Genomic DNA, 24,246 nt, shown 5'->3' with positions numbered 1-24,246 from the left:
TTTCCTCTAGTCAATAATGTCCGAGAGTCGATTCAAGCCGACTCAAGATAACGTTCCGGGATTTCGGTCTCCAGCGTGTCATTGCCGAAGCTGTCGCTGTACTCGGGCCAGAGATCCTTCTGCGCAAACACGATGCTGTAGAACCACTCCGGGTGATCCTCATTGCCAAACGCTTCGTCTTCGGCTGCCGGGCTCTCGTACACCAGCTTGACGATGGTTCCCGTCGCGCCGCGCGTATAGGTCATGGTGCGGGTATAGAACAGATCGGGCAGATCCTTGATGCGCACGCGGTCGCCTTCCTTGAACTTGGCCGGACCGGCCTTGCCCCTGAAGCACTGAGGATCGCCGATGCCGGTTGCCATCTTGGCGTGGTGGGTTCTGTCGTAAACAGGCTTATTGCTCATAGCGTCTTCACCTCTTGAAATTTACTTGGTCTTTGCGGGAGGTATTCGCCCAGACCCTGATCTGACTTGGCGCNNGTTTTTCACTTCATCGATCTTGTTGACAAGTTCGGTGAGCGTGCAGAACTGCTTGTCGACCAGAATGCGTGCCGCAGTCAGCAGCCAGCGGCCGTAGTAGGGCAACCCCAGGTATTGCGTCTGGCCGACGTCCACGTTCTGCTTGCGGCGACGCTCTTCGGCAGTCCACACACCGCGCCATGCCAGGCATTCGCAGGTGGCAAAGGTGTTCAGTTCCCAGACCTCTTCTTCCTTCTCGGTCCATACGATGGGCACATCCGGTTCGCCGCCGACGTCGTGCGAGGTACGCGTATAGGCGCGCCACAGCGAGTGGTCGATCTGGTCGGGTGAGGGCGCGTGCGTCTGCTTGTGCAGAGCCGGCTGCATGTAGCCGACAGTCTCGATATGTCGGAGCACCTCTTCTCTGGTTGACGATGACATTGTGTTGACTCCTTTGTGGATTACGAACAAGTCGGCTTGCCGTAATGCGATTTATGGTTGCCTTACTTCTACGCCAACTCGGCTTCTACAAATTACCAACATCAAAAACCTGAAGCATTTCCGGTCACACCTTCATGTTTGCGTTGCGGTGGATTCCATCGCAGATCTTTGATGGGGCAACTATGCGTCATCTAACTATTGGTTTCCAAGTCTTAATTCCGATGATCCCCATAGGGTTTTGCTATAGGCCCGGAGCCCTGATGCTTGCTTGGTTTCCACGCGATGAGGCAGAAAAACGCATCACGACCGCGAGAATATCTCGCGCCAATCCGGATGTTTCACACCACCGCGTCTATGCTGACTCGGCGACGCCAAATGAGTAGTTGCGTTAGGTGATGGACACGACGGCAGAAGAAATAGGCAACGAGACAAATTTTGAGCGTGTCACCCGCCCCTGAAACGATAAACGTGACGGAACTGCGCTACATTTTGGCCATAGCGTAGAAATCTGTTCAGGGGCAAAAAGGCGCACGCATCCCAGATCTCACTCAGAGCACTCCTTTTCACTGTCTTGAAGTAGTTATAGTGCGTTCCCGCGGCTCCCCTGCCCTGCCATGACTGCCACGGGCGCAACGGCAGCCTGATCAATAACCACATCTATTACTGCCGGCATATTTGAATCGATAGCAGTTCTAATCGCCTTTCCGATATCCCTGGGATCCGTCACCCTTACACCCCTGGCGCCCATCTCCCGAGCTATTCCCGCGAAATTTGTTGCCCCGAATTCCGACAACTTGTCCAGGTTGCGGGAATCCGGCCAGACGTTTCGCAGCAAATGCGTCTGGAATGCCATCGCCTGGTTGTTCAGAACGACCGTGACCAGATTGATCTTGTTGCGCACGGCCGTCTCGATCTCGGCGAGGTGATAGAAAAACCCGCCATCGCCCGTGAATGCCACCACCGGCCGCTCGGGCACTGCCGCCTTGGCCCCCATTGCCGCCGGGAACGCCCAGCCCAGGCTCCCCTCGCAATGCAGGAAATTCTTCCCTGCGGGGAGGTCCATGAAGACGCCAGCCCATGTGCCCACATATCCGGTATCAGCGACGAAGAGCGTGTCATGCGGGCAAGCCCTTACGAGTTCGGTCGCCAACTGTTCCGGACGGACGGGAATCGCGTTGCTGTGCATGTGTGCATTTTCGCTCTCACGCCATACCCGCAGTCTTTCCTGCGCCTTCTCCACCCACTTGCCATGCACGCTCCGCTTTCCCGAACGCGCTACCTCCAGCATCTGACGCAGCACGGTGCGCGCATCGCCGACAAGCGGCAAGACGTTGGGGTAGTTCGCGCCGGGCTGTGCCGGGTTGATATCGATGTGGATCGCACGCACGCCCGGCTCCGGCATCCGCCTCAGGTTCGTCGTGGCCCCGCCTTGATGGCCGCCCACATAGAGCACCAGATCCGCTTCGGCGATCACCGCATCGGTGAATGGGCGCCGGTAGGTGCCCGTGACGCCGAGCGCCAGAGGATGCCGGTCATCGATGCTGCCCTTTCCATTCAGGGTCGTGGTGACCAGTATCTCCAACTGCTCGGCCAGCGCCGTCACTTCCTTCCATGCGCCCGACACTAGCGTTCCGCGGCCGCAAATCATCACCGGGCGCTCCGCATTTCGGAGCTCCAGAACCGCCTGCTCCACCAGCGCGTCGTCCGCTCGCGGACGGAATGCCGGATAGGAAAAGTAGCGCTGATCCAGATAACGGAAATCAAACTCAGACTCCGCCGCTTCCAAAGCGCCATCCAGATACAGGTGGACCGGCCGCGGCGCGCCCGTCGTCATTTCCCGATAAGCCTTGCCAAANAATTCCGCCATCCGATCGATCGACCTCACTTCTGCGTCGTACTTGGTCACCGGACGAAAATCCACGTAGGCTTCCTGATAAGAGTTGCCTTGGTAGCGCGAGCCGGGCAGGACTGGCGTCACCGCAAGCAGCGGGGTATTGCTCTGCCAGGCATCCACGAGGCCCGCATACAGATTTGTTGCTCCGGGACCGCCTTGCGCAATCACCATCGTTGGCCTGCCCGATGCCTGCGCATAGCCGTCAGCCATATAGCCCGCCGCCTTCTCCGAATGACACAGCACGCGCTTGACCGGATCATTCGCCAACTCCACGAGCGTGGGATACAGGAACGTTGGAACGAANAANACCGCCTTTACGCCCGATCGCCGCACCAACTCCGCCAGGAATTGCTGGCCCTTCATTCTCTGCGGATATTCGTTGGCCGGCTCGACCGTGGAAAGATCAACCTGATCCATCGTGATGAGTCCCATCGGTTTTCTCCTTTATCATCCCGCGGCACCCGTTCCGGATGCTTGGTTAACTGCGTTAATCAAAGTGGCCACAGATCTCGTCGTCCTCGCCCGCAGTCGCAACCGTTTTGCTGCCACAATCGGAGCGAATCTCTTTGGCCAAGGCGGCCATCCGCGGATAGAGCCGCTCCATGTCGACATCCTGGGGATCCTGGCCATAACGCTTTTTCACTCCCTGCTCGCTCAATTGCACGTAGCGGTCAGGCTCCACACCGTGGCGTTTCAGGCTCTTTCGGACACAGGCCAGGGGGCAGCCATCGAGCGCGAGAATGGTCCGGCCCGACGTTACCTGGCGAACGAAACGTGGTATGTCGGCGCCCACGCCGGCGATACAGGACATCTGTGCCTCGCCCTCGTGATCGAGACGCAGAGCCAACGCATTGGCGGTCTGCGCCGCACTGGAACAGCCCGAACAGCTGTACACCAGCGGAAGATGGTTGCTTTGCCGAGCCATGGCATCTCCTGGAACACACAACTATCAGACATAATGTCGTCATCGGGCATATGGATCACATTCGCGCAGCCACGCCAATCCCCATGCCCCGTCGCCTGCCGGCGGCTTATGCCCTTGACCGGAAACTATGCTGGTTCCAGCCAGCGTTCAGGCATCTCAGCCTGTACCGTATCGTTCGGATTTGTATCCGGGTCATCGGCACCCCACAAATCCACATGCCGAAAACTCACCAGATAAAACCATTCCGCTTGATTGATGCGGCCCCAGGCTTCGTCTTCCGGAGTGGGGCTTTCGTATACGACTGACAAAACTGTCCCTGCCACTCCGCGCGTATAGCCCGGCGTCTGGTTATAAAAGACATCCGGCATATCCTTGACCCGCAACTGATCGCCCACCTTGAACCTGGGCGGGCCACCCGCTTTTCCTTTGTAGCACTGGGGATCGCCCACGCCTTCGGCAATTTCAGCGATCCGCAGGCGATCGTACATGGGCGAATCAACGGCTTTGCCCGCGCACTCATGGGCGTCAGCCTCCATGTCCAATCCGGCATAATCATTTTTGTTCATAACGCTTTTTCACCTCATCAATCTTGTTGGTCAGTTCGGCTAGTGAAACGAGCTGCTTATCAACCAAGGCCCGCGTAGCAGAAAGCAAGAATCGCCCGGCGTAAGGTAATGAAAAGTATTGCTTGTCGCCCAAATCGACGACCCGACGAAGCTTTTCCGTATGGTTCCAGATGCCACGCCAAGCAAGGCATTCGCAGGTCACCATAGTGTCTTTCTCCCAGCCCATCTGCTCTCTTTCTTGCAACTGGATGGGGCCGCCTGCTTCGCCCCCGAGGTCATGGGCTGTTCGCATAAACTCCTTAAACGTACTTCCAAAGAATTCCGGATTGGGAAACTCCCTGGTGTCGACAGCTTCCGAAGCTTTTGCACTCGACTCAGGCTGCGGTGGCTTGGGTGCGTTATGCGTTGTCATGAACCTGACCTCCCTTCCTGCCGGACTTTATCCAAAACACATGGAGACACGACACGCTTTGACTCCGGGATGAGGCTTTCGGTAGGGGAACAGGTCCCGCATCGTTCAACCAACCGCCATTTTCAGTTCTTGCTAGATTGCTCGAGGCATTCATGCCGTTCTCCTTATTCCGTTACATCAATGATCGTGACGGACCCGGCTAGCCACCTTACATGCCGGATGCCTGGCATTCGTGGCTAGCACGGACCACACTCTCCACCGGACGGCCTTATGTCCAGCTACCGCTCCTTCATTTCGAGAATCTCGAAATTGCCAACTTCACTGGCAATCGTCGCTGGCCTGTGGCCACGACCATAAAACTATTAGCATCCTTATATCTTTTAATGGAAAACCCATCCGCTAGGTCATGCCATTTCATTGCTCGATCTTCGAGCATGTCATTTGCATACACATCGCTGCACTGGCCGCTTTATGGATCACAAACAAGTCGGCTTCAACAAATTGCCCGTATCAAATAAAGAACAACCTCCTGAAATGCTATTGCTGTCCTGCCGCGGATTCCACTCAATTCTATGAATAACTATGCGCCCGGAGATCCATTGTTTCAAAGTCTTAATTCCGATTATCTTCATAGGATTTTGCTATAGACGTTAATCCCCCAGATGGCACGTTTCCCTGGGCATAAAAGCGTTTTCTGATGCACCTTGCCGAGCCATAACCGGGAAATAACTGGAGCGTATTATTTGTATCGTCCTGAGGCGTCCACACTGACACGTGCACGGATTAGATACGACGTGCTATGTATGTGTAGTAATTGCACGCAGCAAAGAACGTTCCGTTTTCCATCGCCTGGCGCTGCTCGTTGTGCCAGACCTCCATCGCGCGTTCCGGCAACAATCCTGCCTGTTTGACGTACGGAACATAGGTCTCTGCGAACGATTTGAAATAGCTCGCCTGACCGATTTCGACCACGGCATCGCCCCAGGCATCTGCCAGGCTCAGGCCGAGCTCGGGCAGGAGCCGCGGCAGATCGCGCATGATCCGCGGGTTGTTGAACGTGGCATTCGCCAGGGCCTCGTCGACAAGGCGGCCGAAGTCGTGGTCTGGGTAAGCATAGGTCAAGGAGGCGTAATCGCCATCGAAAACAACCACGGTGCCGCCGGGGCGGACTACGCGCGTCATCTCGCCCAAAACCGCGAGGGGCGCGGTCACGTGGCTGATCAGCGTGTGCGCGATGACGACATCGAATGTCGCATCGGGGAACATGAGGCGGTGCGCGTCGCCAATCTGGAAAGCAATCCGTCCATCGACCTGCTCGCTTCGCGCGAAACCGTTCGCGGCATCGATGAAATGGCTGCATTGATCGACGCCCAGTGCCTTGCCGGAAAAGTCGTCCCGGCGCGCGATCGACCGCAGCACAGCCCCCGTGCCGCAACCCACTTCCAGCACCTGGGCGGACGGGGGCAAGGCAAGTCGAGCCACATAGTTGTCGAGCAGGCGCGCAAAGACACCATCGCGTGCCCGGCTTTCAAGTCGGGCGACGAGACGTTCGAGTGCGGCCTCATCAAGTTCATTGACGAAACGGTGGGGATCACGCGCAGCCATACATCACCTCATTTTTAAGATAAAGCCCGATCGTCCAGCACAACCGAGTCCGAAAAGCAGGCATCCTCCAGACGGCTGGAGTAGCGAATCGATGCTGAAGCAGGCCACCGCACTGCACAATGGCCTGCGGCCTATTCATAAAAAGCCGCCTCACGAGGAGGCGGCAACCCTAGGACATCCGGCACAGGAGGAGTAGATACCGGATTGAGGAGCCCTAACACTTATGTTCAATGAATGCTTGTTTCCATGATCAGTTCGGCCAGCTTCACGGCAAACGGGACCTCATTCCCGTTACGCCCTCTCGAGGGCGTAGCCATGACGCGCTCACCAGGATTTATAGGGCAGGAACTTGCCGCTGATCGTGACCAGTACGCGATCGCCTTTCGGGTCTTCCTGTCTATCGATGTTCATGGTGAAGTCGATGGCGCTCATGATGCCGTCGCCAAATTTCTCGTTGATCATCTCCTTGATCGTCTCGCCATATACGTTCAACATCTCGTACCAGCGGTAAATCAGCGGATCCGTCGGAATGGGGCGATCCCATGTCTTGGTCGGGAAGCGCTGCAACGCTGCCGAAACCTCACCGCCAAGACCAAGCGTCTCGGCCACCGCATCGGCTTGCGGCTTTTCCAGGTGGTTCATGCCCAGGCATGCCGAGCAGACAAACTCGTCGGACAAGCCTGCCGATTTGGCGATATCGCCCCACGTCAAGCCTTTCCCGGACTTGGCCTGGAGGATCGCTTCTTTCATTTCTGTTTTATTCATCGGTACTGCTCCTTGCGTTGACCTGGCGGACAGGCCGCCGGCAACTGTGTATCTGGTCAAATGGGTGGCGGGTAATACGTAAACGATCCGTATCGGGAGGACAGCCGTCCGGATGTCCTCCCGGCTATGGCGTTCAGCTTCCCACGCGGGCCGCCGCTACCCGATAGAAACGCTGTTGGAACACCGTGCTGTCCTGCAGCTGATGCAAACTCTTCACGGCAGCGAGAATGGCCAGATCCAGCAGCGGCTCGATGAGAACGACCGACATGTAGGCGACACCGAACGTCCCGATCTGCGCCAGATTCGCGGCACCCACGCCCTGGCCGTAGATCGCCCAGAAGGCAACCCAGGCCACCACGCCACCCTGGTAGGCAGTCGACAGCGCCAGGCACTGGCTGTATTTCACATCCTTGTAAGCCGTTTTCTCAGGAATATAGCGATGCGCAATGGCGCTGAGCGCGAACAGGGGCACCAGCAGCGTCGTCACGTTCATGCCGTATTGCGGCAGATCCCATGGCGCAAAGAAGAGGCCCTGCGTCAACAGCCCGAGCGCCAGACCGATGGCCGCCGGCGCCGCACCGAACATGAGGAAGAGCGTCGAGCCCAGGATCAGGTGAACCTCGGAAACACCGATCGGATAGTGCGGAAACACCTCGAAGAAACTGAATACGAGGGCTGCCGCGATCAGGCTGCGAATTCCCAGGGGNATGATCCCGTCCTGCTTGATCGAATTCAATGCCACCTTCGCCGTATAGCCAAATACCCCGATCGCCGTAGCGTAACTCAGTGTCATTTTGGCGCCTTCAACAATACCTGGTTCAATATGCATGGTGTTTCCTCCTTTGTGCACTCTCTAACTAACGAATCTTGTTGCCCAGCCCTCGCCAGGTAACGACCAGTAATCCAGACAGAATGACCGACGGCCCGCTCTGCTTCCATATGCGTAGCGCCAGCCAGCGCTGCACGCCCATGTGGCAGAACCTTGCATGTCGATCATCGTCAAACTACGACACGTGCTCGATAGTCCATAAACATTCTCGAATATTCCAATGCATTGATAACCAACCCCGCCCAAGCAGGTTCGGTCATAATGAAAGGCGTATGTCGATCTGGTGCGCTGTCTCCAGGAACATCGATACAAATCGTATGTTCACAACAATGGACTAACTAGCTATAGTTTTCCAAGTCTTTATTCCGATTAGTGCTATAAGGTTTGGCTATGCAACGCAATCTCATCTTCCCGCGCTCCATCCGCTACCTGATTGCGGTGGCGGATATGCAAAGTTTCACGCGCGCCGCGGAACTGCTGTTCGTTTCGCAGCCCACGCTGTCGCAGCAGATCAAACATCTGGAAGATTTGCTCGACGTGCAGTTGCTGGACCGGTCCGGACGGACGGTACAACTGACCGCCGCCGGGGAGGTTTATCTGCACTATGCCCGCCGCGCCTTGCGGGAACTGGACGAAGGAAAACGGGCCATCCATGAGCTGCAGGACCTGAGCCGCGGTTCGCTGCGCCTGGGAATGACACCCATCACCGACCACCTGGTCAGCNCCCTGCTGGAATCCTTCAATACCCGCTACCCCGGAATCACCGTCAGTACGCGCGAATTGCCCCAGGACGCCGTCGAGGCGGACGTGGCAGAGGGTAATATCGATATTGGTATCGCTTTCTCCAACGTGCTTTCGACCGTCGCCCGCTCGAACGAGATCGACACCCATGTCCTGTTCACTGAAACGCTGAACCTGGCCGTAGGCAAGGCGCACCCTCGCGCCGGCCAGACCGAGTCGTTGAGTCCCCAGGTACTGGAAAACGAGTCGCTGGTATTGCTCAACACCGATTTTGCGCTGCGACGCCATATCGACCTGTATTGCCTGGAACATGGCATCACACCGCGTATCGCGATGGAAACCAATTCGCTCAGCGTCATTGTCGAAGTCGCCCGCCTCGGCCGGCTTGCCACCATCCTTCCCCACAGCATCATCTGTTCGCAGCAGGGACTCCATCCGGTGATGCTGCAACCCGACATGCCGCACCACACGATTACCCTGATCTGCCGCAAGTCGGGTTACAAGAGCCCGGCCTGTACGGCATTTGGCGTGCTGGCAACACTCTGGTGCCATAACCGTCCCGGTGCCAACAAAAGCGCGCTCGCGGAGTTCGGTGCCGATTTCGATTCCCTGCTCGAAGAATCCACTTCGAACGAGTAGCCGTTTCAGGCGCGCCGGCGGGGAAATTGCGTTTCCGGATGACGTGCCGGCCCAGCATAATCCGTTCCTATTAGCACAATCGGAATAAGGTCTTGGACAAGCATTTTTGCCTGGCCCATAGTCTTATCCGAAGGCGACTGACGAATGAGTTCGATCGATCACGCGACCGCCTACCGTGATCACGAAGACGCAGCGCTGATCCCGCGCACTGAAAACTCATCCCGTCAAACGCCGTCGCCCGAACCTCGGAACCAGGCTTCGATCCATCGGGTAAAACACGTGTTTCTACATGGAGAGCGAGCATGAAAACCGAGCTGGCCGAACCCTACCGCGATACCGAACTGGGACGCGAAGCGGAATCGCTCCTGCTTTCCTGCGTGCAATGCGGACAATGTACCTTTACCTGCCCGACCTTCCGGCTGCTGGATGACGAGTGGGACGGGCCACGCGGGCGCATTTATCTCATCAAGCAGTTCATGGAGGGCAAGGAACCCACCCCAGACACGCTTGAGTTGCCGGCCTATACCCTCAGCACCCTTGAAGGCCGCACGCTCAGCGCCAATCTGCAACTCCATCTCGATCGCTGCCTTGGCTGCAGATCTTGCGAGACCAGCTGCCCGCAGGGCGTGCGCTATGGACGTCTGCTCGATATCGGGCGAGAGCTGGTCGAAAAGGAATCCNCTCGCCCGCTCAAGGAGAAACTGGCCCGCCGTGCGCTGCGTGCCGTGGTGCCCTACCGTTACCGCTTCACGGCCTTGCTACGCACAGGGCAGGCCCTGCGACGCTTCCTGCCGGAAGACCTGCGTGCGCGGATTCCGCAGCGGCGCCAGGCTGGCGTCTGGCCCGACCGGCCGCATGGCCGGCGCATGCTGATCTGGCAGGGATGCGTGCAGCCCGGCCTCGCGCCCGACATCAATGCCGCCTCCGCTCGCGTGCTGGATCGCTTCGGAATCCGGCTGATTCCGGCCAGCGACGGCTGTTGCGGCGCCCTGAGCCATCACATGGCCGAGACGGGTGAAGCGCGTGCCTTCATGCGCAAGAACATCGACGCCTTGTGGCCGCACATCGAGGCCGGCGCCGAAGCTCTCGTCCTCACTGCCAGTGGGTGCGGCATGCACTTTCGCGAATACGGCCAGCTGCTGCACGACGATCCCCAATACCGCGACAAGGCGGCACGCCTCTCGGAACTGACCCGTGACATCGCGGAAATCGTCGCCGAGGAGTGGAATGACGACCCGCTTCATGCCCTGCCCGCTCCTGCGAAGCCGCGGCGCATCGTCTTCCAGTCATCCTGCAGCCTGCAGCATGGCGAAAAACTGAACGGCGTGGTCGAAAAACTGCTGAAGCGCGCCGGGTTCAAGCTCCTTCCCGTTCGCTATCCTTTCATGTGCTGCGGTTCGGCAGGCGCCTACTCTCTCCTGCAGCCTACGCTTTCGGAATCGTTGCGCGAGCGCAAGCTGGAAACCCTGCTGGTCAGTCGCCCGGAGGCCATCGCAACGGCCAATATCGGCTGCCTGACCCATCTGGCCCTGGCGTCGCCAGTGCCGGTCAGCCATTGGATCGAATTGCTGGACAAAACATTCCAGGAAGCAGATTCCCAACTACGCGGCAATCCTGAGCCGCACATGAACCCGGCGTCCGCCAACGCCGATTCTTGACACAAGGAACGGCCTGTCTCCGAAGCGGGCACACCAAAACCATTCGATAAAAACGATCTCGGCAGCAAAAACAAGGGAATGAAGACAACAACAAGAATCGTAAGCATCTTCGTATTGCTCATGTGCGGCCAATGGCCCGTGACAGCGCTGGGCGCGCACCCGCTCCTTACGGAGGACACCGGCACCCAGGGTGCCGGCCATGTTCAGCTGGAATTGACGCACGATCTCAGCCACACGAAGGACGACTCCACCAACACGCGCGATCAGCGCATCAATACTGTTCTATCCATTGGCCTCACGGACACCCTCGACGCGATCGTCTCTCTGCCGCATGAGCGCCAGACCGACCGGCTGGCCGCCACGGACGCCACCACCATCCAGGGGTTTGCAGACATGGAGATTGCCGCCAAGTGGCGCTTCTACGACGAAGGCGCGCTGAGTTTCGCCCTGCGCCCCGGGCTGGGTTTGCCGACCGGAGACGACGACAAGGGGTTGAGCGCGGGGCACGTTACGCCCAGTCTGTTCGCCGTGATGACCTATGCAGGCGAGCCCTGGACCTTTCACGTGCACCTCGGCTACACGCGCAACATCCACGACAGAACGGACGAACGGAACCATATTTACCACGCCTCGGTTGCCGCGGAATACGCGCTCGGCGAGTCGCTGCGCCTGGTAGGCGACGCCAGCGTGGAAAGCTGTGCCGAACGGTCGGGTCATCCCAACGTGGGGTCGATGGTGCTGGGGCTGGTCTATTCCGTCACCCCGAATCTGGATATTGACCTCGGGTACCGCAAAGGCATGACCCACCCTGCCGCAGATTCGGCATGGCTGACCGGCTTGGCCATCCGCTTTTAACGGTACGCCGCACGCAGGAAAAGCTTTTATACTGCCCGGTTGATTGTTGCTGGGCAGCACGGCCATGACGCACCCTTTCCACATCGTTGACGTTTTTGCAGAACGACCCTACGCCGGCAACCAACTGGCGGTGGTCACCCATGCCGACGACCTCTCCGACGAAACGATGCAGCAGATCGCGACCGAGATGAATTTCTCGGAAACGACCTTCGTCTACACCGCCCCGGAGCGCGATGGCGGCCACCGGGTCAGGATCTTCACGCCTGCGCGGGAAATCGCCTTTGCCGGGCACCCGATCCTCGGGACAGCCTGGGTCATCCGGGAACAGATTGCACCTGGCACGTCCGCGCCGGTGCGGCTGAATCTTGCGGTCGGCCAGGTTCCCGTCACGTTCGAACTTGCTGCCGACGAACCCGAAACCGCGTGGTTTCAGGCACCCCAGGTGACGTCTGGGGCGACATGCGACCGCAAACCCATGGCGACAGCGCTGGGCATCTCACCCGACGATATCGAGACAGCCTCTCCCATCCAGCAGATGACCGCCGGCATTTCAGCCATGATCGTGCCCCTGCGCAGCCTCGACGCACTACGCCGCTGCAAACTGGATCTCGACGCCTTCGCGCCATTGGCCAGGCAAGGCTTCNCCCCGCTCGTGTACCTGTTCTGCCGCGAAACGCATCACGCCTGCAACGACCTGTGCGTCAGGTTCTTTTTCGAGGCCCACGGCGTACGCGAGGATCCGGCGACGGGCAACGGAGCCGCCTTCCTCGGCGCCTATCTCCTGGAACATCCGATTCTCCCGGATCCANGCCTGTCGCTGCGCATTGAACAGGGATACGAAATGAACCGGCCTTCCCTGGTGAGGCTGCGTGCCGGCACGTCCGATGGAACCCCTGAAATAAGTGTGGGCGGACGCGTGCTTCCCGTCATCAAGGGGGATCTGCTTTGACGCGGAACCCCTTTGAACCCGCCGGTTTTTCGCGACCGACTCGCCCCGGCGGCTTGGGATCGCGCATAAATCGGATATGCTGAAAAGCTACGTCTTCTGATCGCACCATGAAAGACAACATTCATCCCCTGATCCAGCACACGCCGCCCGATTCGGGCAACGTCAGCATCCCGGCGCTGCGTGTGCTGTCGGAAATCACCACCAGCCTGTCCACCGACTCCAACGTCGAACAGCTGCTGGGACGCTTCCTGTCGACCATGATCCGGTTGGCGGGTGCACAGGCAGGCGCGGTGCGCGTCATCACCGACGATCGTACCCACCTGCGGCTGATCGGCTCGGTGGGCCTGCCGCCAGAACTGGTCGAGCACGAGAACATCGTCAGCGTCGATTGCGGTGTCTGCGGCAAGGCGGCGCGCGAGGTGACCGTGAGCAGCTGGAACAACGTCGCCTTCTGCAAGCGTCAAGCCAACGACGCCTATTTCAGCGACAGCTGCAACACCGTGGTTGCGGTGCCGCTGATGCACAAGAACCAGGTCATGGGTGTCTACAACCTGTTCCTCGAAGAAGGCAAGACCGTCCCCGAGGATGTGCGCCTCTTGTTCCGTTCGATCAGCGAACACCTCGGCATCGCATTGGAAAACGCACGGCTGACGCGCGAAAACATGCGCATCTCGCTGATGAACGAACGCCAGATGCTGGCCAACCAGATCCACGATTCGCTGGCGCAGACGCTGGCCTACGCCAAGATGCGCCTCACCGTATTGAGCGACGCGATGCGCCACGAGGATTACCCCAAGGCCAATCGTTACCTCGGCGACGTCGAGGAAGCGGTCGACCTCGCCTACGCCGACCTGCGCGACCTCATCACCCAGTACCGTGACCGCATCAACCCGCGCGGCCTGGTGCCGGCGATCCAGGAAATGGCTAAGAGCTTCCGCAAGAAAGCCAACGCCGACGTCGACTTCCTCAATCTGGTGCAAGATGTCTCGCTGTCGCCCGACGAGGAAATCCAGGTCTTCCACATCATCCAGGAATCGCTCTACAACATCGCCAAACATGCCCGCGCACGCCATGTCGTCATCACCTTCGATCTGGAAAACGGCCAGTACATCGTCAACGTCGCCGACGACGGCGTCGGCGTGCAGAAGAAGAACGACGAATCGTCCACCCTGGGCAAAAGCTTCGGCCTGACCATCATGCGCGAGCGCGCGGCCAAGCTGAATGGTAAGCTCAGCGTGGAATCCCGCCCAGCCGGAGGCACCGTCATCCGACTGGTCTTTCCGCAACGCGCCGCATCCCATCAGCACAGCGAGCACGTCGCATGAGCCTCACCCGCATCATTCTCGTCGACGACCATACCCTGTTCCGCAAGGGACTGGCCGAGCTGCTCGAGCAGAGTGGCAGTATCGAAGTCACGGCCTTCACCGGCAATCCGGACGATGTCTCCCGTCTGCTACGGGCGCATCGCCCCGATGTCCTCATTCTCGACCTCAACATGCCGGGCACCGACGGCATCACGCTGATGCAACAGTTGCGTGCCGAGGATTTCGACCTGCCCATCCTCATCCTCACCCTGTCGGAAGCCGAGGACGATCTCGCACGGGCACTCCGTGCCGGCGCCAACGGCTATCTGCTGAAAAGCATGGAGCCCGACGAAGTGGTCGACGCCATCCTGCGCGCCCAGCGCGGCGAAACCGTCGTCGCGCCCGCCATGACGGCCAAGCTGGTCAAGCTGTACGATCAGAAAGGGCAGGATGCCGGATCCCTGCTCGACGCGCTGACCCCACGCGAACGCGAAATCCTCACCCATCTGGCGCGCGGCGAAAGCAACAAGGCCATCGCGCGCACCCTCGACATCAGCCACGACACCGTCAAGCTGCATGTCCGCCACATCCTCGCCAAGCTGAACCTCTCATCACGGGTGGAAGCGGCAGTATTCGCCGTCGAGCACCGGGTAGCCCCCGGCGGGAGAAGTGACGGACGCTAGTTCCATGGCAATCGGCCATCCCGGGAGTCGGGACACGTCGGCTTGCGTTTTGGAGGCCTTTTCCCTTAAACAATGTCAATGCGCATCCGCTAATTGAGCAATCATGCTTTGCTTGCGAATCAGCCGCTGTGCCCTGCTTATCTGGATTGCATTGGCCGCGTATTTGGGAATGCCGCAGTCTGCCCTGGCAATGGAAACGCTGCGTGTCCTGGCGTGGCCAGGCTACGCCGACGCGGACCTGGTCACGATATTCGAGCAACGTCATGGCGTACATGTGGAGGTCACGCTGGTCGACAACGATGACGTCCTGCGCGAGAAGATGGCTGCAGACCAGGGTGCACACTTCGATGTCATCGCCGCCAATACGGCAGAGATGGTGCACTACATCGACAGCGGCCTCATCCAGCCAATCGACACCCAGAACATTCCCAATCTCCGCAAGCAACTGCCCCGCTTCAGGCCTTTGAGTACCATTCCCGGCATCACCCGCGCCGGCAGGGTGTACGCCATTCCTTACACCTACTCCGAAATGGGCCTGATCTACGATCGCCGGCGCTTCAAGACCGCCCCGAGTCGATATGCCGACCTGTGGGACCCCGGTACGCCGGCCAGGTATTGCTGTTCGACGGCGGTACGCATAATTTCTCGTTGGCGGCACTGGCACTCGGACTCGATCCATTCCATATTCCGCCCGGTGCCAGGCAGCAGGTACTGAAAAACTGCTGGCGCTGCGCCGCAATGCACTGGCCTTCTACAAACTGCCCGAGGAGGCGACGCAGCTGTTTCGCGAGCAATCCGCCGCCCTGCTGTTTGCCAACTATGGAAACCAACAAGTCAAGCAACTGCGCGACGCCGGTGCCGACATCGGTTATGTGGTCCCGCGCAATGGCGTGCTGGCCTGGCTCGATTGCTGGGCAGTCAGCCGTGGCGTGCGCAACAAGGCATTGGCGGAAGCCTGGATCGACTACACCCTGGAACCCGCCGTCAGCCACGCCTTGAGCGCACGCCAAGGGCTGGCCAACACACTTGAGGCTACCGGCGCCGCACATGCCAGCGGCCGCGTGATCTGGCTTCAACCGGTGGAAGACGACACCTGGCGCAACCGGCTATGGCAGCGCATCCTGTCTGGCGAGCGCGAATCTCGCCTGCTGCAATGAAGCTCGGCATCCGTACCCGCATCACCTTGCTCATGGCGGCGCTGGGCATCCTCGCCTCAGGACTGACCGGCTATTACGCCTATCGGTCGAGCCAGAGTCTGCTGGCCGAAGCGGCAGAACGCGAAATGCTGACTTCGACGCGCGTCCTCGGACGCCGCCTCATCCTGAACATCCGAGAGGCCGCCAAAGAGGTCACCTTGCTGGCCGAGCTGCCGGCCACTCAGACCGTGGCCGACTTGCCCGATGCGTCCCCGCACGCCATTGCCGCCCGCAACAATCTGGCCAGGATCTTCGAGTCGGTGCTCGCCATCCAGCCCGAGTACTTCCAGATACGGCTGATCCGGGCGGACCGCCACGGGCTGGAGGTCGTGCGGATCGATCGTGACGGCTCGGACCTGACACGGGTCGATGACGCCGCATTGCAGGAANAAGGCCATTTCCCCTACGTGTTCCGAACCTTGAAGCTCAAACCCGGGNAAACCTATCTTTCGCCGATCTTCGTCAACCAGGAACAGGGCGCCACCGGCCACGGCCAGCCTACGCTGCAGGTCGCGCGTCAGGTATTTGCCTCGAATGGCCGCCTGTATGGCCTGGTCGTCATCAATATCGACCTCAACGGCCTCTTCGATCTGCTGAAGGCCGATCTGCCGCCCACGCTGAAGCTTTATCTCACCAACGCCCAAGGTGATTTCCTGATCCACCCCGATCCCGAGCAGACCTTCGGCTTCCAGCGCGGCCGCCGTATGCTGGCACAGGACGTATTTCCACCCGTGAAAGACATCGTCGACGGCAAAGCCGACTACCGGGTGATTGCGCTGAACAATCCGCCGCCCCTGCGCGGCCATCCTACCGCACCCACGACGGCAGTCTTCCTTCGGCAGCCGCTGNGGGACTATGTATCGGACGACCCGTTTGCGATCGTCGGCCTGTCGATGCCGCAGCGGGAAATCACGCGGCCCACCCACACGCTGGCCACGGCCACCTTGAACATCGTATTCGTCTTCAGCGCCATCGCCTTCGTTCTGGCACTCTGGATGTCGCGCGCCCTGACCTATCCGCTGCAGCTGATCCTGCAGGCAGTGGGTCGCGTCTCGACCGGGCGCGACCTGGGCAAACTACCGCTCGATCGCAAGGACGAGCTTGGCGATCTGGCGCGCGGCGTGGCGCATATGCACACCCAGATCCGCGACCAGATGGTGGTGCTCGACGAACAACGGCGCACGCTCGACCATCTGTCGCGACATGACACGCTCACCGGATTGCCCAACCGGCGGATGTTCTTCGATGTGTTGCAGCAGGCCATTGTTCGGGCCGAGCAGGCTGACATGCAGCTCGCCGTGATGTTCGTCGATCTCGACAATTTCAAGGACGTCAACGACAGCCATGGCCACGCTACGGGCGACCGCGTGTTGCAGGTGGTCGCCGCGCGGCTGCAGCACTGTGTGCGGGCGGTGGACACGCTGGCCCGGTTGGGCGGCGACGAATTCATCATCCTCATCGAATCGCTGGGCTCACGGGAACCGGCGACCACGATCGCACACAAGCTGATCGCCCAATTCGAGACACCCATCATTGCCGGCACACGCGAAGTCCTGCTCGGCCTCAGCATCGGAATCAGCATCCTGCCGGAAGATGGAAGCGACGCGGAAACCCTGGTCGCGCGCGCCGACGAAGCCATGTACGCCGCCAAGATGGCAGGGCGCAATGGCTATCGCTTCTATTCCACCCCGCCTGCTTCCTCCTGACCCGGATATCGATCATCTGTCCGGGAAATATTGCGGAAGCACGCGCCACATAACATAGGCAGGGGCTTACGGTGTCGCTTGCGCAGTGGCTGCAGCAAGTTCCTCCGCTTCCGGCTGTGCCAGCACCAGGCTGATCAAGGTCTGTCCGGCCTGCGGCTTGATGGTCCCTTCAACCGTGAAGACCTGAAGCGCACCCTCTTCGGTGATCAGGAACAGCGGCTGCACCTGACCATACTGGGCCTTCAATTCCTCGAAGCCGAATTCCTCGCTCAGCCGGGTTTTCTTGACCACGGCCTCATCGGTGAACCATCGGGTCAAGGCTGCGTGCGTCATGTCCTTGCCAAACAGAAAACGGCCCCTGAGATGACGTGAGTGGGCCGCAAGCTGTTTTTCATCTTCGGGCATGAGCTGGTAGGCCTGCGCACGCCCGAACAAGGGAGCGAAATGCAGCGCCGCCAGCGAATTGACATCGTCGTTGCTGGTCATGGCCATGAGTTTCCCGATCCCGCTGATCTCGACACGGTCCAGCACTGTGTCGGAAAAGATGCTGGCATAAAAGGCCGGGATGCCGGCCATGCGCGCCGCCGACACGTTGTGCTGGCTGTTGTCCACCAGCATGACCGGATAGCCTTCATCCAGGAGAACCTTGGCCATCTCGCGAACCCAGAAACGTCCTCCCAGAAAGAGGACGCCTTGCGGCTCGGCCTTGGCCAGGCCGAGCCGTCGCGCGACCAGTGGCGCGGTCAGGCCATACAGGGCTACGGTTCCGATGATGACGAAGAAGGTCTGCGGAACCAGCACGTCCGCGTTCGCCAGCCCCACTTCGTCCATGCGCAGTGCGAACACCGACGCCACGGCGGCGGCAACGATGCCGCGCGGCGCCATCCACGAAATGAACAACTTCTCACGGAAACTGAGCTTGCTCCCCAGCGTGGAGGCAAAGACGGCTGCGGGGCGCGCAATGAACACCAGGACCAGGAAGAACATGAAACTGGCGATCCCGATCTGGTCGAGGTCCGACGGCTTGAGATGGGCAGCCAGCAGGATGAATACGCCCGCAATCAGCAGTACCCTCAGGTTCTCCTTGAATTCGACGATGTGATTAATGGGGACAGCTTTCTGGTTGGCCATGGCAAATCCCATGATCGTCACGGCCAGCAGGCCCGATTCGGACTGCAGCAGGTTGGCGCCGGTAAAGACCGCGACGACGAACATGACGGCCACCGGGTTCTGCAAGGAATCGGGAATCAGGTCCCGTTTCAGGCACAGCCCCAGGGTCAATGCCCCCAGCAGGCCGACCAGGGTCCCGAAGGCGATGGTTTTCAGTACGCTGGTTGCCACGATCATTCCATGTTCGGCCCCCGAGTAGGCCGTGACCTGAAATACCAGCACTGCGAGCATGGCGCCGATCGGATCGATAACGATCCCTTCCCATTTCAGGATGGCGCCGCTCTGGCCTGTCGGCCGAATGAATCGCAGCATCGGCCCGATGACCGTGGGGCCGGTGACCACCAGCACCGCACCCAACAGGATCGCCAGCGGCCAGTCGAGTCCAAGTATCCAGTGCGCCGCCAGCGTGCCGATAACCCAGGTGATACCCGCTCCCAGCGTGACCAGCCAGGCCACCACACCGCCGATGGCGCGAAACTCCTTCACCGACAGACTGAGACCGCCTTCGAACAGAATCACCGCGACTGCGAGCGAGACCACCGGATACAGCAGCGATCCCAGCAGCTCGCCGGGATGGATCCAACCCAATATCGGCCCGGCCACGATACCGAATACCAGCAGCAACAGGATCGAGGGGATGCGCACACGCCAGCCCAGCCACTGGGCGGCAATGCCCAGGATGACGACGGCACTGAGGCTGACCAGGGCGTGCTCAACCATGCATTACGCCCACTTCCCTCGACATGGCGTCCGGCATCCGTTCAGGACCAGACGCCCGGCCGCGGGGTAAAACTGTCCAGCACACGTAGATAGCTCGCACGCGCGACGAGCGAAGGATCGGGCAGATTCTTCTGGCTCATGCTGCCCTTGAGCTGGGCGATGGAGGCATATTCCTTTTCCTCCATCCAGTTTTGCATTGCCGCGAGAATCCCGGTCAGCTTGTCGGGGCCGTGCTGCAGCAGGCAGGAGGCCAGATGCACGACATCGGCGCCCGCCAATAAAAGTTTCAGCACTTCGCTTTCGCTATGGACGCCGCCGGTGGCGGCAAGCGTCAGGCGAGTGCGGCCGTACAGGATGGCGATCCAACGGATACGCAACAAGGCCTCTTCGGCCGACGAGAGATGCAGCTGGTCGGTCATGCGCATCTCGTCGAGGTCGATGTCGGGCTGGTAGAAGCGATTGAACACGGCGACGCCATTCGCGCCGGCGGCTTCGAGTTGGCGCACGAAATGCGGCAGCGACGAAAAGAAAGGCGACAGCTTCATGACGATGGGCAGGCTCACCACGCGACGCAGTTCGGTCAACAAGCCGATGTAGCGCGCCTCGACGGCTTCGCCGGCAGCGTGCATGTCGGCGGCGACGTGATAGACGTTGAGTTCGAGTGCATCGGCGCCGGCCTGCTCCAGCGCACGTCCGAGTTCCACCCAACCCGACGGCGATACGCCGTTGAGGCTCGCCACCACGGGAATCTCCAGGCGCCGCTTGAGCTGGTGCAGGTGCGACAGATAGCGCTCGAGGCCGCCGCGGAACTCGCCATGGCCGGGGAGGAAGCTTTCCGCTTCGCCATGGCCGATGTCGGCGTGCAACAGAAAGCGGTCGAGCATCGCATCTTCCGCGCAGAGTTCCTCCTCGAACAGCGAATACATCACCAGCGCGGCCGCGCCGGCATCCTCCAGCCGCAAGGCGGTGTCGAGGTCGCGCGACAGCGGCGAGGCCGAGGGCACCAGCGGATTCTTGAGCGCAAGGCCGAGATAGTCGGTGGAAAGGTCGATCATGTCAGGCTCCGGGTTTGGATTCGTCGGCATGGCCCTGTGCCATGTCCTGGTAGGCCTTGAAGCGCCGGTCAGCCTCTTGCTGCGCCTGTTCCAGGAAACGCTGTGCCGCCTCGGGATGGCTGCGCTGCAACATGGCGAAGCGGGTCTCCGATTCCATGAAGGCCTTGACCGGCTGGCTGGGCGCCGCGGAGTCGAGCTTGAAAGGATTGGCCCCCGCCGCCTCCAGCCGCGGATCGAATCGGAACAGCGGCCAGTGCCCGCTCTTCACCGCAAGTTCTTGCTGGCGCTGGTTATACAGCATGTCGTAGCCGTGTGCGATGCACGGGCTGTAGGCGACGATGAGCGATGGGCCGTCATACGACTCGGCTTCGTGGAACACGCGCAGGGTCTGGACGTCNCTGGCGCCGTAAGCCGCCGTCGCCACGTACACGTGGCCGTAATCGCTGGCGATTTTGGCCAGGTCCTTCTTCGCGGTGGCCTTGCCGCCGGCCGAAAACTTGGCGACCGCGCCGATCGGCGTGGCCTTGGATGTCTGGCCGCCGGTGTTGGAATAGACCTCGGTGTCGAGTACCAGGATATTGACGTCGTACGGCAGCGCCAGCACATGGTCGAGGCCGCCGTAGCCGATGTCGTAGGCCCAGCCATCGCCACCGATGATCCACACCGAGCGGCGGATCAGCCATTCGGCGACGCTGGCGAGCACTTGCGCGCGCGGGTGCCGCGAAGACGCCAGTTTTTCGAGCAGTTGTGCCACACGTTGGCGCTGTGCGACGATCTCCGTCTCCTCGCGCTGGCCGGCTGTGATGAGTGCGTCGGCCAGATCGCCGCCGATCTCTGTCGCCATTTCCCGGACCAGTTGCTGCGCATAGCCCATCAGCTGATCGGCCGCCAGCCGCATGCCGAGGCCGAATTCGGCGTTGTCCTCGAACAGCGAATTGCTCCACGCCGGACCGCGCCCGGCGCCGTTCACCGTGTAGGGCGTGCTCGGCAGGTTGCCGCCATAGATCGACGAGCAGCCGGTGGCATTGGCGACCAGCATGCGGTCGCCGAACAGCTGGGTGGCGAGCCGGATGTAGGGCGTCTCGCCGCAGCCCGCGCAAGCGCCAGAAAACTCGAACAGGGGATCGAGCAGCATGGCACCCGGAATGGTGTTGTGCTTCACTCCCGCGCGATCAAACTCGGGCAAGCGCAGGAAGAAATCGAAGTTGTCGCGTTCCTGGTCGCGCAGCGAGCCAACCGGTGCCATGTTCACGGCCCGGCGCGAAACGTTGGACTTGTCGTGAATCGGGCAGGCCTCGACGCAATCGCCGCAACCGGTGCAGTCTTCCGCGGCCACCTGGTAGCTGATGTGGGTGCCCGCCGGAAATTCCTTGCTCCTGGCCGGCACGTGCTTGAAGGTAGGCGGCGCATCCTTGGCGGCTTCGGCAGGNAAGGCGCGCGCGCGGATCGCGCTGTGGGGGCAGACGAACACGCACTTGCCGCACTGGGTGCAGAGGTCGGCCTCCCATACTGGGATCTCCAGCGCGATGTTGCGCTTCTCGTACTGTGCGGTGCCGAGCGGGTAGCTGCCATCTGCTGGCAGGCGGGACACCGGCAGGGCATCGCCATGGCCGTGGTAGATCGGCAGCGTCAAATCGTGCACGAAGTCCGGATAGGCAGCGGACATCTCGGTTTCGGCATGCAGTCCGGGTACCATGCTTGCGGCTCGCTGGGCGGGAATCGCAACCTGGTGCAGCTTGGACAAGGTCATGTCGATGGCACGGTAATTCAACTCGACCAGCCGTCGGCTCTTCTTGCCGTAGGTCTTGTCGACCGCCTGCTTGATCGCGGCGATCGCCTCGTCCTTTGGCAGGATGCCGGAGATGGCGAAGAAACAGGTCTGCATGATGGTGTTGATGCGCCGTCCCATGCCAGCCTCCGCAGCGACGGCGTAGGCGTCGATCGTCCATAACTGCAGGCGTTTCTCCCGTATCTGCGTGCACAATCCCTGCGGCAGCGTATCCCACACCTGGTCCGGCGACGCGGGCGTGTTGAGCAGGAAAACCCCGTCGGGCGCGGCGTGTTCGAGCAATTCATAGCGGTCGACGAACATCGGCTGGTGGCAGGCGACGAATCCGGCCATGCCTGGCTCGACCAGATAGGTGGACCGGATGGGTACCGGACCGAAGCGCAGGTGCGAGACGGTGACGGCACCGGATTTNTTCGAGTCGTAGACAAAATAGCCCTGGGCCTGCAGGTCGGTGGCCTCGCCGAGGATCTTGATCGAATTCTTGTTGGCTGACACCGTACCGTCGGCGCCGAGCCCNCAGAACACGGCGTGTTGCAACTGCTGCGACGCATCGGTACGGAAGGCGGTGTCCCATGGCAGCGACAGGTGGGTGAGATCGTCGTGGATGCCGACGGTGAACTGGCGTTTCGGTGTGGCGACGGCTAGTTCGTCGAACACCGCCTTGACCATGCCCGGGGTGAACTCCTTGCTGGCAAGCCCATAGCGGACACCGGTCACGCGCGGCATGCTGCGCTGGCCATCTGCCGATGCCTGCGCCAGCGCGCCGAGCACATCCTTGTAGAGCGGTTCGCCGTCGGCGCCGGGTTCCTTGCAGCGATCGAGAACGGCAATGGATGTGACAGTTGGCGGCAATGTCTCGAGCAGCGCCGCCGGTGAAAACGGCCGGTACAGTCGCACCTTCAGCACACCCACCTTTTCGCCACGCGCGACGAGATGCTCGACTGTCTCGTGCACAGTCTCGGCGCCGGAGCCCATCAGCACGATCACCCGTTCGGCATCCGTCGCCCCGACATAGTCGAACAGCGTGTACTGACGTCCGGTGAGCTCGCCGAAACGATCCATTGCGTCCTGCACGATGCCGGGGAAGGCATCGTAGTAGGGATTGGCACGTTCGCGCGACTGGAAGAACACGTCGGGATTCTGCGAGGTGCCGCGCAGCACCGGATGCTCCGGCGACAGCGCGCGGGCCCGATGCGCCGCCACCAGGCTGTCATCGATCATCGCACGCACGGTTTCCGCATCGACCGCAGCGATCTTTGCCACCTCGTGCGAAGTCCGGAAGCCGTCGAAGAAATGGATGACGGGAATTCGTCCCGCCAAGGTCGCCGCCTGCGCGATCACCGCGAAATCCTGCGCCTCCTGCGGNGAGTTGGCGGCAAGCATGGCGCAGCCGGTGGCGCGGCAAGCCATGACGTCGGACTGGTCGCCGAAGATCGACAGCGCGTGCGTCGCCAGCGTGCGCGCCGCGACGTGCAGGACGAAAGGCGTCAGTTCGCCGGCGATCTTGTAGAGGTTGGGAATCATCAGCAGCAGGCCCTGGCTGGCCGTGAAGCTGGTCGCCAGCGCGCCGGACGTGAGTGCTCCATGCAGTGCGCCGGCGGCACCGCCTTCCGACTGCATCTCGATGATTTTCGGCACTGCCCCNCACAGGTTGGGCCTGCCCTGCGAGGCCCATTCGTCCGCCCATTCGCCCATGCTGGATGCCGGTGTGATGGGATAAATCGCGATCACCTCGTTGCCGAGGTAGGCCATGCGGGCAACGGCTTCGTTGCCGTCGATGGTAAGCGTCGTGGTCATAAGGGGCTCTTACAGGATAACTCCGTCTTTTATTCTAGACGCGACTCGCGAATGGACCAGCCATCACGACGACGATAAACGCGTCGGGA

At 60.6% G+C, this 24,246-nt stretch carries 21 protein-coding genes; 9 read left to right on the top strand and 12 right to left on the bottom strand.

Features of this window, described 5'->3' with window-relative positions; genetic code table 11:
* Positions 1 to 32 precede the first annotated feature (32 nt).
* The 9 genes from HZY77_RS17890 to HZY77_RS13605 all read right to left on the bottom strand — a co-directional run bounded on the left by HZY77_RS17890 (position 33) and on the right by HZY77_RS13605 (position 7,895).
* Complete coding sequence (locus HZY77_RS17890) at positions 33 to 404, bottom strand: SH3-like domain-containing protein (RefSeq protein ID WP_363153804.1); 372 nt, start codon at positions 402 to 404, stop codon at positions 33 to 35.
* A gap of 21 nt (positions 405 to 425) precedes the next feature.
* On the bottom strand, positions 426 to 899 hold the full coding sequence (locus HZY77_RS17885) for a hypothetical protein (protein ID WP_363153802.1): 474 nt from the start codon (positions 897 to 899) through the stop codon (positions 426 to 428).
* A gap of 580 nt (positions 900 to 1,479) precedes the next feature.
* A complete protein-coding gene (locus HZY77_RS13635) occupies positions 1,480 to 3,225 on the bottom strand; it encodes a thiamine pyrophosphate-binding protein (RefSeq protein ID WP_296815778.1) in 1,746 nt (581 codons plus the stop codon).
* A gap of 55 nt (positions 3,226 to 3,280) precedes the next feature.
* Entirely contained in the window at positions 3,281 to 3,718 is a 438-nt protein-coding gene (locus tag HZY77_RS13630) for a putative zinc-binding protein (protein ID WP_296815775.1), read from the bottom strand.
* Between the two features lie 125 nt (positions 3,719 to 3,843).
* Positions 3,844 to 4,284 carry an SH3-like domain-containing protein gene (locus HZY77_RS13625; protein ID WP_296815771.1) on the bottom strand — a complete coding sequence of 147 codons (441 nt, stop codon included), beginning with the start codon at positions 4,282 to 4,284 and terminating at the stop codon, positions 3,844 to 3,846.
* Positions 4,271 to 4,696 carry an SH3-like domain-containing protein gene (locus tag HZY77_RS13620; RefSeq protein ID WP_296815768.1) on the bottom strand — a complete coding sequence of 142 codons (426 nt, stop codon included), beginning with the start codon at positions 4,694 to 4,696 and terminating at the stop codon, positions 4,271 to 4,273. The genes HZY77_RS13625 and HZY77_RS13620 overlap by 14 nt, the downstream gene beginning before the upstream one ends.
* Before the next feature lie 783 nt (positions 4,697 to 5,479).
* Complete coding sequence (locus tag HZY77_RS13615) at positions 5,480 to 6,301, bottom strand: methyltransferase domain-containing protein (RefSeq protein ID WP_296815765.1); 822 nt, start codon at positions 6,299 to 6,301, stop codon at positions 5,480 to 5,482.
* A gap of 324 nt (positions 6,302 to 6,625) precedes the next feature.
* Positions 6,626 to 7,066, bottom strand: coding sequence for a cyanase (cynS, locus tag HZY77_RS13610; protein WP_296634193.1), 441 nt, complete (start codon positions 7,064 to 7,066; stop codon positions 6,626 to 6,628).
* A 133-nt stretch (positions 7,067 to 7,199) separates the two neighbouring features.
* Entirely contained in the window at positions 7,200 to 7,895 is a 696-nt protein-coding gene (locus tag HZY77_RS13605; protein WP_296815762.1) for an energy-coupling factor ABC transporter permease, read from the bottom strand.
* Positions 7,896 to 8,285: 390 nt separating this feature from the next.
* Between HZY77_RS13605 and cynR the strand changes: the two genes are divergently transcribed.
* The 9 genes from cynR to HZY77_RS13560 all read left to right on the top strand — a co-directional run bounded on the left by cynR (position 8,286) and on the right by HZY77_RS13560 (position 17,626).
* A complete protein-coding gene (gene cynR, locus HZY77_RS13600; protein ID WP_296815759.1) occupies positions 8,286 to 9,275 on the top strand; it encodes a transcriptional regulator CynR in 990 nt (329 codons plus the stop codon).
* Between the two features lie 302 nt (positions 9,276 to 9,577).
* On the top strand, positions 9,578 to 10,933 hold the full coding sequence (gene glcF / locus HZY77_RS13595; RefSeq protein ID WP_296815756.1) for a glycolate oxidase subunit GlcF: 1,356 nt from the start codon (positions 9,578 to 9,580) through the stop codon (positions 10,931 to 10,933).
* Positions 10,934 to 11,071: 138 nt separating this feature from the next.
* On the top strand, positions 11,072 to 11,788 hold the full coding sequence (locus HZY77_RS13590; RefSeq protein ID WP_296815753.1) for a transporter: 717 nt from the start codon (positions 11,072 to 11,074) through the stop codon (positions 11,786 to 11,788).
* Between the two features lie 64 nt (positions 11,789 to 11,852).
* Positions 11,853 to 12,737 carry a PhzF family phenazine biosynthesis protein gene (locus tag HZY77_RS13585; RefSeq protein ID WP_296815748.1) on the top strand — a complete coding sequence of 295 codons (885 nt, stop codon included), beginning with the start codon at positions 11,853 to 11,855 and terminating at the stop codon, positions 12,735 to 12,737.
* Between the two features lie 107 nt (positions 12,738 to 12,844).
* Positions 12,845 to 14,062 (top strand): ATP-binding protein, encoded by a 1,218-nt coding sequence (locus HZY77_RS13580; protein ID WP_296655436.1) that lies wholly within the window; start codon positions 12,845 to 12,847, stop codon positions 14,060 to 14,062.
* Positions 14,059 to 14,724: a response regulator gene (locus HZY77_RS13575; protein ID WP_296815746.1), complete on the top strand. Its 666-nt coding sequence runs from the start codon at positions 14,059 to 14,061 to the stop codon at positions 14,722 to 14,724. The genes HZY77_RS13580 and HZY77_RS13575 overlap by 4 nt, the downstream gene beginning before the upstream one ends.
* 169 nt (positions 14,725 to 14,893) lie before the next feature.
* Complete coding sequence (locus HZY77_RS13570) at positions 14,894 to 15,439, top strand: extracellular solute-binding protein (RefSeq protein WP_296815743.1); 546 nt, start codon at positions 14,894 to 14,896, stop codon at positions 15,437 to 15,439.
* Positions 15,402 to 15,881, top strand: a complete 480-nt coding sequence (locus tag HZY77_RS13565; RefSeq protein ID WP_363154645.1) for an extracellular solute-binding protein — start codon at positions 15,402 to 15,404, stop codon at positions 15,879 to 15,881. The genes HZY77_RS13570 and HZY77_RS13565 overlap by 38 nt, the downstream gene beginning before the upstream one ends.
* On the top strand, positions 15,878 to 17,626 hold the full coding sequence (locus HZY77_RS13560) for a GGDEF domain-containing protein (protein ID WP_296815741.1): 1,749 nt from the start codon (positions 15,878 to 15,880) through the stop codon (positions 17,624 to 17,626). Before HZY77_RS13565 ends, HZY77_RS13560 begins: the two co-directional genes overlap by 4 nt.
* A gap of 66 nt (positions 17,627 to 17,692) precedes the next feature.
* Here HZY77_RS13560 and HZY77_RS13555 read toward each other — a convergent pair whose 3' ends face one another.
* From HZY77_RS13555 to nifJ, 3 genes are read right to left on the bottom strand one after another with little or no spacing between them, the layout of a single operon-like run.
* Positions 17,693 to 19,516: a sodium:proton antiporter gene (locus HZY77_RS13555; protein WP_296815738.1), complete on the bottom strand. Its 1,824-nt coding sequence runs from the start codon at positions 19,514 to 19,516 to the stop codon at positions 17,693 to 17,695.
* A 41-nt stretch (positions 19,517 to 19,557) separates the two neighbouring features.
* Entirely contained in the window at positions 19,558 to 20,571 is a 1,014-nt protein-coding gene (locus HZY77_RS13550; RefSeq protein WP_296815735.1) for a dihydroorotate dehydrogenase-like protein, read from the bottom strand.
* A gap of 1 nt (position 20,572) precedes the next feature.
* Positions 20,573 to 24,157 carry a pyruvate:ferredoxin (flavodoxin) oxidoreductase gene (gene nifJ / locus HZY77_RS13545; RefSeq protein ID WP_296815732.1) on the bottom strand — a complete coding sequence of 1,195 codons (3,585 nt, stop codon included), beginning with the start codon at positions 24,155 to 24,157 and terminating at the stop codon, positions 20,573 to 20,575.
* Between the last annotated feature and the right edge of the window lie 89 nt (positions 24,158 to 24,246).

Source organism: Thiobacillus sp., from assembly GCF_013693775.1.
Classification (GTDB): domain Bacteria; phylum Pseudomonadota; class Gammaproteobacteria; order Burkholderiales; family Thiobacillaceae; genus Thiobacillus.
Note: the sequence above shows the minus strand (reverse complement) of the source record. Positions and strands in the feature narration are given on the sequence as shown.

Excerpts from the sequence above, each read along its gene's own strand:
- HZY77_RS13550 (WP_296815735.1), bottom strand. The coding sequence starts at position 20,571 with ATGATCGACCTTTCCACCGACTATCTCGGCCTTGCGCTCAAGAATCCG.
- HZY77_RS13630 (WP_296815775.1), bottom strand. The coding sequence starts at position 3,718 with ATGGCTCGGCAAAGCAACCATCTTCCGCTGGTGTACAGCTGTTCGGGC.
- HZY77_RS13580 (WP_296655436.1), top strand. The coding sequence starts at position 12,845 with ATGAAAGACAACATTCATCCCCTGATCCAGCACACGCCGCCCGATTCG.
- HZY77_RS13555 (WP_296815738.1), bottom strand. The coding sequence starts at position 19,516 with ATGGTTGAGCACGCCCTGGTCAGCCTCAGTGCCGTCGTCATCCTGGGC.
- cynS (WP_296634193.1), bottom strand. The coding sequence starts at position 7,066 with ATGAATAAAACAGAAATGAAAGAAGCGATCCTCCAGGCCAAGTCCGGG.
- HZY77_RS13615 (WP_296815765.1), bottom strand. The coding sequence starts at position 6,301 with ATGGCTGCGCGTGATCCCCACCGTTTCGTCAATGAACTTGATGAGGCC.
- HZY77_RS13570 (WP_296815743.1), top strand. The coding sequence starts at position 14,894 with ATGCCGCAGTCTGCCCTGGCAATGGAAACGCTGCGTGTCCTGGCGTGG.
- HZY77_RS17890 (WP_363153804.1), bottom strand. The coding sequence starts at position 404 with ATGAGCAATAAGCCTGTTTACGACAGAACCCACCACGCCAAGATGGCA.
- HZY77_RS13620 (WP_296815768.1), bottom strand. The coding sequence starts at position 4,696 with ATGACAACGCATAACGCACCCAAGCCACCGCAGCCTGAGTCGAGTGCA.
- HZY77_RS13575 (WP_296815746.1), top strand. The coding sequence starts at position 14,059 with ATGAGCCTCACCCGCATCATTCTCGTCGACGACCATACCCTGTTCCGC.
- HZY77_RS13625 (WP_296815771.1), bottom strand. The coding sequence starts at position 4,284 with ATGAACAAAAATGATTATGCCGGATTGGACATGGAGGCTGACGCCCAT.